This is a genomic window from Marinobacter shunpengi, from assembly GCF_045449715.1.
GTDB lineage: Bacteria > Pseudomonadota > Gammaproteobacteria > Pseudomonadales > Oleiphilaceae > Marinobacter.
Window position 1 is genome coordinate 106,874 of sequence record NZ_JBJJLA010000019.1, and the last position, 15,402, is coordinate 122,275.

At 63.6% G+C, this 15,402-nt stretch carries 14 protein-coding genes; 13 read left to right on the forward strand and 1 reads right to left on the reverse strand.

The genetic code is table 11. The features are described 5' to 3' along the window. Nucleotides 1–2 precede the first annotated feature (2 nt). From ACJO3T_RS13980 to ACJO3T_RS14025, 10 genes are all read left to right on the forward strand, one after another. Entirely contained in the window at nt 3–980 is a 978-nt protein-coding gene (locus ACJO3T_RS13980; protein WP_406978843.1) for a DUF58 domain-containing protein, read from the forward strand. After that, complete coding sequence (locus ACJO3T_RS13985) at nt 977–3,040, forward strand: transglutaminase TgpA family protein (protein WP_406978844.1); 2,064 nt, start codon at nt 977–979, stop codon at nt 3,038–3,040. The genes ACJO3T_RS13980 and ACJO3T_RS13985 overlap by 4 nt, the downstream gene beginning before the upstream one ends. Nucleotides 3,041–3,045: 5 nt before the next feature. After that, nucleotides 3,046–4,041 (forward strand): DNA polymerase III subunit delta', encoded by a 996-nt coding sequence (holB, locus tag ACJO3T_RS13990; protein WP_406963592.1) that lies wholly within the window; start codon nt 3,046–3,048, stop codon nt 4,039–4,041. Nucleotides 4,042–4,118: 77 nt separating this feature from the next. Continuing rightward, entirely contained in the window at nt 4,119–4,469 is a 351-nt protein-coding gene (locus ACJO3T_RS13995) for a PilZ domain-containing protein (RefSeq protein WP_189577885.1), read from the forward strand. A 49-nt stretch (nt 4,470–4,518) separates the two neighbouring features. After that, entirely contained in the window at nt 4,519–5,433 is a 915-nt protein-coding gene (locus ACJO3T_RS14000; RefSeq protein WP_406978845.1) for an alpha/beta fold hydrolase, read from the forward strand. A gap of 5 nt (nt 5,434–5,438) precedes the next feature. Next, nucleotides 5,439–6,359 (forward strand): DUF4892 domain-containing protein, encoded by a 921-nt coding sequence (locus tag ACJO3T_RS14005; RefSeq protein WP_406978846.1) that lies wholly within the window; start codon nt 5,439–5,441, stop codon nt 6,357–6,359. Then, nucleotides 6,352–7,539, forward strand: a complete 1,188-nt coding sequence (locus ACJO3T_RS14010) for a patatin-like phospholipase family protein (RefSeq protein WP_406978847.1) — start codon at nt 6,352–6,354, stop codon at nt 7,537–7,539. The genes ACJO3T_RS14005 and ACJO3T_RS14010 overlap by 8 nt, the downstream gene beginning before the upstream one ends. Nucleotides 7,540–7,632: 93 nt before the next feature. Continuing rightward, a complete protein-coding gene (gene prmB / locus ACJO3T_RS14015; protein WP_406978848.1) occupies nt 7,633–8,535 on the forward strand; it encodes a 50S ribosomal protein L3 N(5)-glutamine methyltransferase in 903 nt (300 codons plus the stop codon). A 36-nt stretch (nt 8,536–8,571) separates the two neighbouring features. Further along, nucleotides 8,572–9,666, forward strand: a complete 1,095-nt coding sequence (aroC, locus tag ACJO3T_RS14020; protein WP_406963333.1) for a chorismate synthase — start codon at nt 8,572–8,574, stop codon at nt 9,664–9,666. Nucleotides 9,667–9,730: 64 nt separating this feature from the next. Continuing rightward, nucleotides 9,731–10,879: an MFS transporter gene (locus ACJO3T_RS14025; protein WP_406978933.1), complete on the forward strand. Its 1,149-nt coding sequence runs from the start codon at nt 9,731–9,733 to the stop codon at nt 10,877–10,879. On the opposite strand, the gene ACJO3T_RS14030 is transcribed toward ACJO3T_RS14025, so the two are convergent. Then, nucleotides 10,872–11,738, reverse strand: a complete 867-nt coding sequence (locus tag ACJO3T_RS14030) for a LysR family transcriptional regulator (protein ID WP_406963332.1) — start codon at nt 11,736–11,738, stop codon at nt 10,872–10,874. The two genes, ACJO3T_RS14025 and ACJO3T_RS14030, sit on opposite strands and share 8 nt — an antisense overlap. Nucleotides 11,739–12,069: 331 nt before the next feature. Here ACJO3T_RS14030 and leuC point away from each other — a divergent pair, with 331 nt between their 5' ends. Genes leuC through leuB form a run of 3 tightly spaced genes read left to right on the forward strand, consistent with a single transcriptional unit; the run spans nt 12,070 to nt 15,279 of the window. Continuing rightward, nucleotides 12,070–13,488, forward strand: coding sequence for a 3-isopropylmalate dehydratase large subunit (gene leuC, locus ACJO3T_RS14035; RefSeq protein WP_406963331.1), 1,419 nt, complete (start codon nt 12,070–12,072; stop codon nt 13,486–13,488). 17 nt (nt 13,489–13,505) lie between these two features. Further along, nucleotides 13,506–14,153: a 3-isopropylmalate dehydratase small subunit gene (leuD, locus tag ACJO3T_RS14040; protein WP_406963330.1), complete on the forward strand. Its 648-nt coding sequence runs from the start codon at nt 13,506–13,508 to the stop codon at nt 14,151–14,153. A 52-nt stretch (nt 14,154–14,205) separates the two neighbouring features. Next, complete coding sequence (gene leuB / locus ACJO3T_RS14045) at nt 14,206–15,279, forward strand: 3-isopropylmalate dehydrogenase (protein ID WP_406963329.1); 1,074 nt, start codon at nt 14,206–14,208, stop codon at nt 15,277–15,279. Nucleotides 15,280–15,402: the final 123 nt, after the last annotated feature.

Consider the following 15,402-nt stretch of genomic DNA (forward strand, 5'->3'; position numbering starts at 1 on the left):
CGTTGCCAGCCATCAGACTCAAGGCCAATCGCCGCTGGCGGGCGTGGGTGAACCGCCGGATTCCGCGGCAGGATCAGCGCCACCTGGACCGGCGTTCCATCTTCATCCTGCCCACCGGTGCTGGTGTGGTGTTCGGCGTGTTGCTGGTGGTCATGCTGCTCACCGGCATCAATTACCAGAACAGCCTGATCTACCTGCTCACCTTCCTGCTGGGGGCCCTGTTCGTGGCGGCCATGCACCAGACCCACAACAACCTCAGTGGCCTGGATATCGCCATGGTGAAAGCCGGCGAGGGCTTTGCCGGTGAGCCGATTGCCTTCCAGGTCCGCTTGCAGGCGGCCCACGACGCGACCGCTATCGATCTGCTCAACGACGACGGCCCGGGCGCAAGCCTGTCGGTTCCCGGTGGTACGCTGGTGGACGGGGCCATTGAGGTGCCCAGTCGCGAGCGGGGTTACCTGCTGCCCGACCGGGTGCGGGTGGAAACCCGCTTTCCCTTTGGTTTATTGGTGGCCTGGTCCTGGCTGCGACCGGCTACGCCAGCCATTGTCTACCCCCGTCCGATCACGCCGCCCCAGGCGCCGGAAGGCACCACCGACGGAGAGAACATGGAGGCGGATCAGCGCAGCCAGGGGCAGGACCAGGTGGAACTACGACCCTGGCGGGAAGGGGACCTCAGTGCCCGGGTGGACTGGAAGCGTTACTCCCGGAATGGCGAAATGGTGGTGGCGGACTGGCAGGGGGAACTGGGCAGTCCCCAGTGGCTGGACTTCGAGGGATTTCCCGGTGCCGATCACGAACTGCGCCTGAGCTACCTGACGGCCCTGGTCCAGGAGCGTTCCCAGGCCGGAGAGGTCTGGGGCCTGCGTCTGCCCGGGCTGACCATTGAGCCGGACCAGGGCGACCAGCACCGCAAGCAGTGCCTCCGGGCTCTGGCCACCTGGCGACAGACACCGCCGCAGGGGGAGGGCGATCGATGAGTACCCGCGCCCCCATGCTGCCCAGCGGCGCACTGCTCTGGTTGCTGTGCGGATTCCTGGTACTGCTGTTGCCCCAGTGGGACCGCCTGCCCCTGTGGCTGTTGGCAGCGTGCCTGTTGCTGGCCGGCTGGCGCTGGGCGGTCCAGCAGGGCCGAGTACGACTGCCCGGGCGATGGCTGCGGCTGGGGGTAATGGGCACTCTGGTTGCCGCCTATGTGGCCACGGTCAGCGGTCATTTCAGTGTCGATACCGCAGCGTCGTTCTTTGTCCTCGCCGTCGGCTTGAAATGGCTAGAGACCCGGACCCGGCGGGATTTCTTCGTGCTGTTCTTCATCCTGACCTACCTCGCCGCGGTGAACTTCCTGTTTCAGCAGGGGATTGGCTGGACGCTGGTCACCCTGGCCGGGATTGTCCTGCTGCTGGTGGCCCTGCAGATGCTCCATACCCCCGGTGCCTCTCACAGTCCGGCCAGGGGATTACGGCGGCTGGGGGGCATGATGCTCAAGACCCTGCCGGTGGTACTGGCACTGTTTATCTTTTTTCCCCGTATGGCGCCCCTGTGGAGTGTGCCACTGGTGTCCGGTGAAGCCCGCACCGGGCTGTCGGACTCCATGACTCCGGGGGACATCTCCAGCCTGGCCCAGAACAGCGACCGGGCCTTCCGGGTCACCTTTGGGGGCGCCATACCCGCCCACCGGGACCGGTACTGGCGGACCCTGATCCTGGACCGGTTCGACGGCAATACCTGGAGCCAGTGGCAGGACGAACCACCATCGCCGCTGGGGCGTGTCGACCTGGATGCCGGCATCGGCGACCTGGCCGACAACCAGTACGACGTGCTGATGGAAGCCTCCGGCGAGCGCTGGGTCTACGCCCTGGACAACTCCCGGGCGGTGTCTGGCAATGTCAGCCCGGTGCCGGGCAATCTGTTCCGGCTGGACCGACCGGCAGATACCTCGGTGCGCTATCGAATGGCCCTGGAGCCTGCCGCCGAGGATCCGCGTCCGCTGAATCCTTCGGAACGACGCCGATACCTGCAATTGCCGGAACAGGGCAATGAACGCAGCCGCCGGCTGGCCCGGGAACTGTCCGCCGCCACCGACTCCGACATGGAGCTGGCGCAGTCGATCCTGACGCGCTTCCGGCAACAGGAATATTTCTACACCCTGCGACCGCCCACCATGCCCGACAACCCGGTGGACGCCCTGTTATTTGATACCAAGCGGGGATTCTGCGCCCACTACGCCAGTGCCACCACTTTCCTGCTGCGGTCCGCCGGCATCCCGTCCCGTATCGTGGCGGGTTACCAGGGCGGTTCCACCGGCGCCGATGATGCCTACCTGATCGTACGCCAGTACGATGCCCATGCCTGGGTGGAGGCCTGGGTGGCGGGCCGTGGCTGGGTCAGGCTGGACCCCACCGCCGCCATCGCACCGGAGCGTATCGAGTCCGGCTTGCGGGACGCCGTGGCGGAGGAAGGCTCGTTCCTGGAGGACAACTGGACCTCGCCCCAGCGGTATGGGGATGTGGCGGTGGTGGAATGGCTGAGCTTGCAGATGGATCGGGTCAACTATCAATGGCAGCGTTGGGTAGTGGGTTACCAGGGGCAGTCCCAGATGGACCTGATGAGTCGCCTGCCGGGCAACATCGGCCTCAAGGAACTGGGTTACATCACCGCGTCCCTGGTGGGACTGGCCCTGCTGGTGGCGGCGGTGATCACCGCCCTGCGTCACACTGGTGGTCGCCAGGCGGATCCGGTCGCCCTGCTGGTGGATCGCTGGGTGCGGGCCCTCCGGCAGCAGGGTGTCACCGTACCGGCAGGAGTGACTCCCGAGCAGCTGGCCCATATCACAGCCGGCCAGGCGCCGTCCGCCGGCCGCCTGGCCCTGGCCTTTGCCCGCGACCTGAACAACCATTACTATGGCCCCAGTCCCCGTCGGTCGAGGACCGACAACCGGCAGGAGGCTCTCGGCCCGAGGGTCATGCGGCGCCGGCTGTCGGCCATCCGGCGGGCCCTCAGGGAACGCCCCAAACCATCGCCAAGCAGGAACCGCCCGTGACCCGAATGCCCTGGCTGACGCCAGCACTGGAACCCTTTGCGCAGGCCCTGGACCAGGGGCGGCTGCCCCATGCAACCCTGATCCACGGGGAACGGGGCGTGGGCAAGCGGCAACTGGCGGAGTCGATTGCCGCCTTGCTGGTGTGTGACCAGCGAACCGGAGGCAGCCGCGAGGCCTGTGGCCAGTGCCGCCAGTGTCTGCTGGTGGCGGGGGAGTCCCACCCCGATATCCGGGTCTACCAGCCGGAGAAATCCCGCATGATCCGTATCGACCAGGTGAGGGCGTTGTCCCAGTTTGCCGTGGCCTCGCCCCAGGTGGCCGGCCTCAAGGTGGCCGTGGTGGACCGGGCGGACCAGCTCAACATCAACGCCGCCAACGCGCTGCTCAAGACCCTGGAGGAACCGGCATCGGATGTGGTGCTGCTGTTGCTGCAGGAAACCGGTCGACCGGTGTTGCCCACCATCCGGTCCCGCTGTCGCATCATGCCGGTGGCGACGCCACCGGCCGCAGAGGCCGCCAGTTGGCTTTTTGCCCGGCTGGGTGAGCGGGACGATGCCCCGGAGACGGACCAACAGGCCCTGGCCCTGCATCTGGCCGGCGGGGCGCCCAGACTGGCACTGGAGTTGCTGGACACCGGTTTCCTGGAACAGCGTGAGGCGGCACTGGAGGCGTTCCGGCAGTTCATGAAGGGCGCGGTATCGGTGGCGACCGCCGCCAGGGCCTTCCGGGGTCTGGGCCACGAGGCCACCCTCAACCTGATGGAAGGCTGGGCCAATGACCTGGCCCGTGCCATGGCCGGTGGCGAGCCCCGGGACCCCGGTATCGCGGAAGTGGTACGATACCTGGCGTCGGGCAATCCGCCATGGCGGGCCCAGGAACTTGTGGACGCCATCCGCGAATCCCGACGCGCCCTGGTGAATAATGTGAACCCCGAGCTGGAGACCGACCGCCTGCTGATCCAGTGGCGAAGCCTGATGCCCCGGCGTAAGCGGGCAGGGTAGGTCTGCTAGACTAACGATACATTCAGCCTGCGGAACTGTTGCCGCGGCGACACAAATACAAAAGCTGGAGGAAAGCCATGGGTCCTGGTTTTGGCGCACGCAGTGGTATCCTGACCCTGACCATCAAGGACAAGGCGGTGCTGTATGCCGCCTACATGCCCTACATCCGCCAGGGTGGGCTGTTTATTCCCACCCAGAAGCAGTACCAGTTGGGGGATGAGGTCTTCCTGCTGCTCAACCTGATGGATGAACCCGAGAAGATCCCGGTGGCCGGCAAGGTGGTCTGGATCACGCCACGGGGGGCACAGGGCAACCGTGCCGCCGGCATTGGTGTGCAGTTCAACGGTGAGGACGAAACCGCGCGGACCAAGATCGAATCCTACCTGGCGGGCTCCCTGAGTTCCGACCGGCCCACCCATACCATGTAACGTCCGGGCGCGGCTGCCCGTTGTTCTGTTTTAAGGAAAGTCTGCTTTCATGAACCAGTCCCTGTCCCCGGACCTGCCCCCTGATTCCGAATCCGACTTCAGGGAGGTGCGCTGGCCCCTGAAACACCTGACCCTGGCGGGGCTGCACTGGCCGGCCAGCGACGCCGATCCGGGGGCCACTCCGGTACTGATGCTCCATGGCTGGCTGGATAACAGCCTGACCTTCTACCGGTTGGCGCCGACCCTGCGGTCCATGGGAGATATCTGGGCCCTGGACCATGCCGGCCACGGTTACTCCGACCATCGACCAGAGGGCCAGAGCTACCTCCTGGCGGACTACGTGGCCGATCTGGCGGAACTGATCGAGACGCACTTTGCCGATCACGATCAGGTGGACCTGGTGGGCCATTCCCTGGGCGGCATTGTTTCCATGCTGTATGCGGCGGCGTTTCCCGAGAAGGTTCGCCGGCTGGTGATGATCGACAGCCTGGGCCCCATCTCCAAGGCACCGGAGGAATCGGTCAGCCAGCTTCGCCGGGGCATCCGCAAGCGCCTGTCCGGTTCCGGTGCCAGTACCGGCTATCCGTCTCTGGACGACGCTGCGAAGTTGCGGACCCGGGGGCGCAATCCGCTGTCTGTGGAGGTGGCCAGGGTAATGCTCTCCCGCAACCTGGAGCAGGGGCCTGAGGGCTGGCTCTGGCGCACCGATCCCCGGCTGCGTCACCCGTCCACCATGGTATTCTCGGAGGAACAGGTGATGAGCTTCGTGCGCTCGGTGTCGGCGCCGATCCTGCTGATCCGGGCGGAACAGGGTCTGCTGGCGTCCTTCGAGCGCTGGCAGCAACGCTTCGACGCCCTGGCCAATGTCCGTTGCCTGGATATCGACGGCGGACACCACTGCCACCTGGACGGTGATATCACGCCGGTGGAGCAGGGAATCCGGGCGTTCCTGGCTGGGGAGTAGTAGCCATGTCGATACCTGCTTTCATCCAACTCCGGGCCCTGCTGGTGCTGACGGTGCTGTTGGTTCCGTTCGCCGCACAGGCCAGCCTGCTCCCTGACTTTCCGTTGTCCACCCTGGAGGAGGAGCGGTCAATCACCGCGGCCAGCCACCGGGTCATGCTCAGCGCCATTCGTGAGGTGGGGGATGAGGTCCGTGCCGAACGTTCGGTCCGGCTGGAGGTGGATGGTACCGGCCACCTCTACCTGCTGGATCGGGATGCCAATCGCCAGGATGCCCGGGCCTGGTATCTTAAACAGTTGCAGGCGCGCAACGCGACCATCCTGTTCCAGTGCGAGGGCCGCCAGTGCGGTCGGAGCAATGTATGGGCCAACCAGGTCTTTGACCAGGCCAGTCTCTATGGTCGTGATACCAACCAGGACTACCTGGTGGCGGGCTGGCAGGATGAGGCGGGCCAGCGCTGGCTGGTGCTCCTTTACACGGTTACCCGGGGCAACCAGCGGGACCACCTGTGGGTGGAACAACTCAGGCTGGCCGACGGGGCGGAAATCCCGGGGTTCCAGGGCATCGGCAGTCGTGTTGTCGGGCCGGTGATCGTGCCCTGGGAAGGGGATATGTCCGTCCGTTTCGACTGGGACGTGGAGACCCGTCGCCGCATAGAGTCCATGGCCAAAACCGAAGGCAGCCGGGTGGCAATAGCCGCCTTTACCGGCCTGGAGGACGACGAAAGGGTCGAGGACGCCATCGAACGGGCGGAACGGGCCGCAGGAACGATGTCCGACCTGCTGGACCGTTCGGGCATCTCCCGCTCCCGTCACCTGATACAGGGCATTGGCCCGCTGGTTGACGTGGCATCACCGGGGCGCCCCGAAAACCGCATCGAGATCCTGGTCATCGCACCACCGGCAGGAGGATCGACGGATGACTAGCCGGAAAAAATCAGCGTCCGGGCCATCCGGAGGGAGCAGGACGCCCGCGATCGAAACTTCTGCAGCCGGACCGCAGCCGGCGGCAACTGAAGCCCGCGGGATTGATGCCCCGCCAGAGCAGCGGAAGCGGGTGGCGCTGGCCCTCGGGTCCGGGGGCGCCCGGGGGTATGCCCATATCGGCGCCATCGAGGTACTGGAGGAGCGAGGTTACGAGATCGTGGCCATTTCCGGCTGTTCCATGGGGGCTCTGATCGGCGGGGTGTATGCCGCCGGCAAGATGCAGGCCTACAAGGACTGGGTCACCGGGCTGGGTCAGTTCGACGTGCTCAAGTTGCTGGATGTGACCCTGAACTCGGTGGGTGCGATCCGGGGGGAGAAGGTTTTCTCCGTGGTCCGGGACATGCTGGGGGACACCCGCATCGAGACCCTGCCGATTGCCTACACCGCCGTGGCCACGGACCTGCTGGGGCACCGGGAGATCTGGTTCCAGGAAGGGCCGCTGGACCAGGCGATCCGTTCCTCTATCGCCATTCCCGGACTGATCACTCCGGTAATATTGAATGGCCGGGTGCTGGTGGACGGTGCGCTTCTCAACCCGCTGCCCATCATGCCTACCATTTCCGCCCACGCCGACATGGTGTTTGCGGTTAACCTCAGTGGCGAGAACGACCGGGATAGCCGTATTCCCGATGCCGCCTTCCATCCCCTGGACGACGACAGCGAGCTGGACGAATGGATCGGCAAGATCCGCGACAAGGCCTCGCGCTGGCTCGACTGGGAGGCTCTGAAATCCTTCGGGGGCCGCCGGGATATGGGGAGCCCGGTAAAAGGTGACTCCCCGGAGGAGAAACTCGAGGACGAAGTCCGGGAGCAGAGTGAAGAGAAGCCGTCGGCGGATCGCGACCCCTGGCAGGAGACGGGTACCATCAACTGGGACAAGCTGGGCATCGGCAAGTTCGACATCATGAACCTGACCATCGAGACCATGCAGAGCGCCCTGGTGCAGTACAAACTGGCCGGCTATCCGCCGGACCTGCTGGTGAACGTGCCCAAAAATTCCTGCCGTACCTACGATTATCACAAGGCACCGGAGCTGATTCAGATTGGCCGCGAACGCATGCACGCCGCCCTGGACCGGTTCGAGAAGAACCGCAACAGCTCAGGGCCGCTGGCGCTCTGACAGCGGGGCTGCCCGGCACGACGAATCCGCGTATAATCCGCCCACAACATTCATTGCCCGCCGCCATGGCGGAGCTGGCAGAAGGAACCGGCAGTGACCCGTCCCATCGACGAACTGATTACCGTACGGGATTACCTGCGCTACGCGGCGTCCCGTTTCAGCGAAGCCGGCCTCTACTTTGGCCACGGCACCGACAACGTCTGGGACGAGGCGGTGTTGCTGGTGATGCGCAGCCTGCACCTGCCGCTGGAGAACAACACCCTGTTCCTGGACGCGCGGCTGACCCGTGACGAACGCCAGGTCATCCTGGAGCGTATCGACCGGCGTGTCCATGATCGCAAGCCGGTGGCCTACCTGATTGGTGAGGCCTGGTTCATGGGGTTGCCGTTCAAGGTGGATGAACGGGTACTGGTACCCCGGTCCCCCATGGCGGAATTGCTGGAGGCGGGCCTGCAGCCCTGGCTGGCGGACCATCCGGTGGAGCGGGTGCTGGACCTGTGCACCGGCAGCGGTTGCATCGGGATTGCTGCCGCGAGCGTATTCACCGATGCACGGGTGGACCTGTCCGACGTATCGGATGATGCCCTTGAAGTGGCCCGCACCAACATCCAGCTCCACGGGCTTGAAGACCGGGTGAGGGCGGTACGGTCCGATGTGTTCGACGGAATCGAGGGCCGTTACGACGTTATCCTGAGCAACCCGCCCTACGTGGATGCCGAGGACATGGCGGACATGCCTGACGAATACCACCATGAGCCCAGGCTCGGCCTGGAAGCGGGCCAGGACGGCCTGGCTATTGCCCATCGCATACTGGACCAGGCCGCCGACCACCTGAACCCGGGCGGGCTGCTGATTGTGGAGGTGGGTAATAGCTGGGGCGCGCTGGACGATGCCTACCCGGAACTCCCGTTTACATGGCTGGAGTTCGAGAACGGGGGCGATGGCGTATTCCTGCTGACCCGTGAAACCCTGGTGGAAGGCCTCGACAGAACCTGATTCGGATTTTAACTTTCAACCACAAGATACTGAATTATGTCCGGAAACACCTTTGGAAAACTGTTCACCGTCACCTCCTTCGGTGAGAGCCACGGCCTGGCCCTGGGCTGCATCATCGATGGTTGCCCTCCGGGTCTGGAGCTGAGCGAGGCCGACCTGCAGGCGGACCTGGACCGCCGCAAGCCGGGCACGTCCCGTCATACCACCCAGCGCCGGGAGGCGGACGAGGTGAAGATCCTGTCCGGGGTGTTCGAGGGTCGGACAACCGGCACCCCCATCGGCCTGGTGATCGAGAATACCGACCAGCGCTCCAAGGATTACTCGAAAATCGCCAACCAGTTCCGACCGGCCCATGCCGACTACACCTACATGCACAAGTACGGTGTACGGGACTACCGTGGCGGCGGTCGCTCCTCCGCCCGGGAGACCGCCATGCGGGTGGCCGCCGGCGGGGTGGCGCGCAAGTACCTGGAGCAGCGTCTGGGCATCCGCATCCGCGGTTACCTGTCCCAGCTTGGCCCCATCAAGGCGGAAACCTTCGACTGGGAGCAGGTGCACCAGAACCCGTTCTTCTGCCCGGATGCCAGCAAGGTGCCGGAGATGGAAGCGTACATGGATGCCCTGCGCAAGGAGGGTAACTCCATTGGCGCGCGCATCAATGTGGTGGCCGATGGGGTGCCACCCGGCCTGGGCGAGCCCATCTTCGACCGGCTGGACGCGGACCTGGCCCACGCCCTGATGAGCATCAACGCCGTCAAGGGCGTGGAGATCGGCGCCGGCTTCGACTCGATCACCCAGAAGGGAACCGAGCACCGGGACGAAATGACCCCGGAAGGCTTCCTGTCCAACAATGCCGGTGGTGTGCTCGGGGGCATTTCCTCCGGCCAGCCCATTGTCGCGAGCATCGCCCTGAAGCCCACCTCCAGCCTGCGACTGCCGGGGCAGAGCATCGATGTGGACGGCAACCCGGTGGAAGTGGTTACCACCGGTCGCCATGACCCCTGCGTCGGCATCCGGGCAACGCCCATTGCCGAGGCCATGATGGCCATCGTGCTGATGGATCACTACCTGCGCCATCGGGGGCAGAACGGCGATGTCGAGGTTACCACCCCGAATATCGGGCAGCGTTGACAGCGGGGGCGTAGCGCCCCCGTAACGGCTTTACCGGACGACCTGAATCTCAAGGAAAACCGTTATTTACTGGCGACTCTCAAACCTCTACTTCTGGTTCTTCGCCCTGCTGGGCTCGCTGCTGCCCTACTGGTCCCTGTACCTGGAAGGGCGGGGATTCTCCTACCTGCAGATCGCCACCCTGATGGCGACCATCCAGCTCACCAAGATCGTGGCCCCCAGCATATGGGGCTGGATCGGCGACCAGACCGGCCTGCGGGTCCGGCTGGTACGCTTCGGTGCCGTGGTGGGCTCACTGTGCTTTGCCGGCGTGTTCCTGGAGCCTGGTTTTTATGGGCTGCTGTTGGTGATGCTGCTGTTCACCTTCTTCTGGAACGCCATCCTGCCGCTGTACGAGGTCATCACCCTGCGGGTGCTGGGCTCAAAGAAAGAGAAGTACGGTCGCATCCGCCTGTGGGGGTCGGTGGGCTTTATCGGCGGTGTCGCCATCATTGGCGCCATACTGGAGTTTATCCCGATCACCATGCTGCCATGGTTGCTGTTACCGGTGTTTGCGGGTATCGCCGTATCCACCTTCCTGGTGCCCTCGGAACGGGGCGCCCAGAAAACCAGTGCCCCCAACGGTAGCCTGAAAGCCATCGTCGGTCACCCGGCGGTGATTGCCTTCTTCGGCATGAACTTCCTGCTCCAGGTCTCCCACGGCGCCTATTACACCTTCTTCAGCATCCACCTGGAACAGCACGGTTACGGCAAACTCCCCATCGGCCTGCTGTGGTCCCTGGGCGTAATTGCCGAAATCGGACTGTTCGTGGTCATGCACCGACTCACACGGTATTTCAGCGTCCGCCAGATTGCCATCGGCGCCCTGGTGCTCACCATGGTGCGCTGGATCCTGATTGCCGAAGTCACCGATGTGGTGCCGGTACTGATCTTCGCCCAGCTACTGCACGCCGCCTCCTACGGGGCCCTCCACGTGATCTCCGTACAGTACGTGCAGGGTTTCTTCGGCCAGCACCACCACGGGCAGGGCCAGGCCCTATACAGCGGCCTGACCTTCGGCGCCGGCGGCGCCGTGGGTGCCTGGCTATCCGGCTTCCTGGTGGACGGCTTCAGCACGTCCGCCGCCTTCTGGGGTGGTGCAGTGGCCATGGTCTTCGCCATCTTTATCACCTGGCGCTGGTTACAGCCGCCGCCAGACGCCGCCGCTACCTGATCTCACCGGCGATCGTTAGCAGGGCCCGGGACTGGGGACTGAGTGACCGCCCCCGCAACCCGATGGCGCCCAGGAAACGACTGACCCGGTGCTTGATCGGCAGCACCGTCAGCGAATCATCCACCATGCTAACCGGCAATACACTCCAGCCCAGGCCGACACCGGCCATCACCTTCAGGGTTTCCATATAGTTCGTGGGCATGGGCAGGTTCAGGGACAGATCCGCATCCAGGAACAACCGGCTCACCGTCCGGTAGGTGGCCGTCCCCGCTTCGGGCAACAAGGCGTCATAGCCCGACAGTGCGGCCAGATCCGGCGCCGCCATACCGGCCAGCGGATGCTCCGGCGACACTACAAACACCATCTCATCCTCCCACCGGGCGTGCACCTCGAACGACTGGTCCATACTCTCGCTCAGCGTCACGAACGCCAGCTCCGCCGACCGCCGCCGCATGCGGTCATAGGCCCCTTCCGAATCCATGAACTGCAGACCCAGCGTCACATCCGGATACTCCCGGTTCAGCCGCTGGAGCCAGGCGGGCAGGTGATGCAGACCAATATGGTGACTGGCAATCAGCGACAGGTGACCGGCCACCTCGCCATCCCGGTCCTGCAGGGCCAGCCGGGCGTTATGGACCTCATCCAGAATGCGCCGGGCATGGGGCAGCAACCGGGCACCGGCGTCCGTCAGGCGGATTTGTCGATGGCTGCGTTCAAGCAGTGGGGTGCCAAGCTGGTTCTCCAGTGCGGCCAATCGTTTGCTGATGGCGGGCTGGGTTAGATGGAGGGTTTCGGCGGCTTCTGAAAAAGAGCCTTGGTCGATAATGGTTATAAACGCTTTGAGGGCATTGGAATCCATGCGGTTACTCCAAGAGCGACTGGCACCTGGTCAGAAAGACGGGGAGGGGGATGGCTTTTCCGGACCGTCGAGCGCCATGGACGGCGCTCGTCGAGCCCTACAGGGATGTACTTGCGGGGCGTGTCCGGAAAAGCCATACCGCTCACCGGCCATGCCACCATGGGTCTCAGGCTACCCAGGTCAGTCGAGCAGGTTTGGTTCTCTCACTATAGCATTCCAAACTGGAATGAAGAGAATGAAAAACATGAATTGAGGTTATTCGCCACAGGGGAGTAAAATTCCCCACATAGCAGTCAAAACCAAGACCCGAATAACCGAGAGAGACCAAACCATGGCGGGCAAGACCTTATACGACAAATTGTGGGACGACCACCTGGTCAAACAGCGGGAAGATGGCTCCGCACTGATCTACATCGACCGGCACTTGCTCCACGAAGTCACCTCACCACAGGCCTTCGAAGGCCTGCGCCTGGCCAACCGCAAACCCTGGCGCATCGACGCCAACATCGCCACGCCGGACCACAACGTGCCCACAACCGACCGCGAACGTGGCGTGGAAGGCATCGTTGACCCCGTGTCCCGCATCCAGGTGGAAACCCTCGACAGGAACTGCGACGAGTTTGGCATCCTCGAATTCAAGATCAAGGACCAGCGCCAGGGCATCGTCCATGTCATTGGGCCGGAGCAGGGCGCCACACTGCCGGGCATGAGCATCGTCTGCGGTGACTCCCACACCTCCACCCACGGCGCCTTCGGCTGCCTCGCCCACGGCATCGGCACCTCCGAAGTGGAACATGTACTGGCCACCCAGTGTCTGGTCCAGCAGAAAATGAAGAACATGCTGGTCAAAGTGAACGGCAAGCTCGGCCCCGGGGTTACCGGCAAAGACGTGGTACTGGCCATCATCGGCAAAATCGGCACCGCCGGTGGCACCGGCTACGCCATCGAATTCGGTGGCGACGCCATCCACGACCTGAGCATGGAAGCCCGCATGACCATCTGCAACATGTCCATTGAAGCGGGCGCGCGGGTAGGCATGGTCAGCGTTGACGACACCACCATCGATTACGTCAAGGGACGCCCCTTCTCGCCCAAGGGCGACCAGTGGGACGAGGCGGTAGAGTACTGGCGCACCCTGCATAGCGACGCCGACGCCGAGTTTGACAAGGTCATCGAACTGGAAGGCTCGGAGATCCAGCCGCAGGTAAGCTGGGGCACCTCGCCGGAAATGGTGGCAGGCGTTGGCAGCAACGTGCCCGACCCGGCAGCCGAGGAAGATCCGATCAAACGGGAAGGCATCGTGCGGGCGCTCAAGTACATGGGCCTCGACGCCAACATGAAGATTACCGACATCAAGCTGGACCGGGTGTTTATCGGGTCCTGCACCAACAGCCGTATCGAGGACCTGCGCGAGGCGGCCAAGGTTGTGAAGGGCCGGAAGGTCTCCCCGATCCTCAAGCAGGCTATGGTGGTTCCCGGCTCAGGTCTGGTAAAAGCCCAGGCCGAACAGGAAGGCCTGGACAGGATCTTCATCGAAGCCGGCCTGGAATGGCGCGACCCGGGCTGCTCCATGTGCCTGGCTATGAACGCCGACAAGCTGGGGCAGGGGGAGCATTGCGCGTCCACCTCCAACCGCAACTTCGAGGGCCGTCAGGGCTTTGGTGGCCGCACCCACCTGGTCAGCCCGGCCATGGCTGCGGCAGCCGCCATCAACGGCCATTTCGTTGATGTCCGCGAGATGATGAACTGATCCACAGGAGACAGACCATGAGAGCATTGCAGCAACACAAGGGCATCGTCGCCCCCATGGACCGGTCCAATGTGGATACGGACATGATCATCCCCAAGCAGTTTCTCAAGTCCATCAAACGGACCGGCTTCGGCCCCAACCTGTTTGATGAGCTGCGCTATATGGACGAAGGCAAGCCGGACCAGGACTGCTCCCAGCGGCCCATCAACCCGGATTTCTTCCTGAACCAGGAACGGTATCGCAACGCCAGCGTGCTGCTGGCCCGCCGCAACTTCGGTTGTGGGTCCAGCAGGGAGCATGCGCCCTGGGCCCTCGACGATTTCGGTTTCCGGGTGATCATTGCCCCGAGCTTTGCCGATATTTTTTACAACAACTGCTTTAAGAATGGACTGTTACCTATTGTTCTTCCTGAAGAAACTGTCGACCAGCTGTTCCAGGAAATCGAGGCCAATGAGGGCTACGAGCTGTCCGTGGATCTGGAGAGCCAGACCGTGACCACGCCATCCGGCGAGTCCTTCAGCTTCGAGGTGGACGACTTCCGCCGCCACTGCCTGCTCAACGGCCTGGATGATATCGGTGTCACCCTTGAGGATGCCGACCTGATCCGTGAATACGAGAACAGCCGTCGTGAAACAGCCCCCTGGCTGTTCAATGCCGGCCACTGAAAACGCTGACGCTATTCGCTGAATCAACGCTGAATCAACAAGGAAAACACACATGTCCAGAACCGTACTCATGCTACCTGGTGACGGAATCGGCCCCGAGATTGTCACCGAGGCGGAAAAGGTCCTGCGCAAGATAAACGACCAGTTCAACCTGCAGTTGCACTTCGAGCAGGCCCTGGTGGGCGGTGCCGCCATCGACGAAACCGGCGAACCGCTACCGAATAAAACCCTGGATCAGGCAAAGAAGGCCGATGCGATTCTGCTCGGTGCTGTGGGCGGCCCCAAGTGGGATGGCCTGGAAATGGCCAAGCGGCCCGAAAAGGGCCTGCTGGGTCTGCGCTCCAACCTGGAGCTGTTTGCCAACCTGCGTCCGGCCATCCTGTATCCGCAACTGGCCTCGGCTTCGTCCCTCAAGCCCGAGGTGGTCTCCGGGCTGGATATCATGATTGTCCGGGAACTCACCGGCGGCATTTACTTCGGTCAGCCCCGGGGCGTCCGAAAACTGGAAGGCGGGGAGCGTCAGGGTTATAACACCTATGTCTACAGCGAATCCGAGATCCGCCGCATCGGCCGGGTGGCCTTTGAAGCCGCTCAGCAGCGCGACGGCAAGCTGTGCTCCGTGGACAAGGCCAATGTGCTGGAAGTGACCGTGCTGTGGCGGGAAATCATGGACGACCTGGCGAAGGAATACCCGGACGTGGAGCTGTCCCACATGTACGTGGATAACGCCGCGATGCAGTTGGTCAGGGCGCCCAAGCAGTTCGACGTGATTGTGACCGGTAACATGTTTGGTGATATCCTTTCGGATGAAGCGGCAATGCTCACCGGCTCCATTGGCATGTTGCCATCCGCTTCCCTGAACTCTGAAAAACAGGGCATGTACGAGCCCTGTCATGGTTCAGCGCCGGATATTGCCGGTCAGGGCATTGCCAATCCGCTGGCCACCATTCTCAGTGGTGCCATGATGCTGCGTTACAGCCTCGGTGAGGAAAAAGCCGCCGAGGCCATTGAGGCGGCGGTCAGCAAGGTGCTGGACCAGGGGCTGCGTACCGCGGACATCATGTCCGAGGGCGCGACGCAGGTGTCCACCCGGGAAATGGGTGAGGCTGTCCTCACGGCCCTGTAACGGTCAGCCCATCGGCCGGCACCCACGAAACCCGACGGTAGCAGGATGCCGCTGCCGCGGGATCATCCATCCGGTCCCTGCCAGCGATAACGGCAGTGGGCGGGCATAGAGTCACAAAGGTCG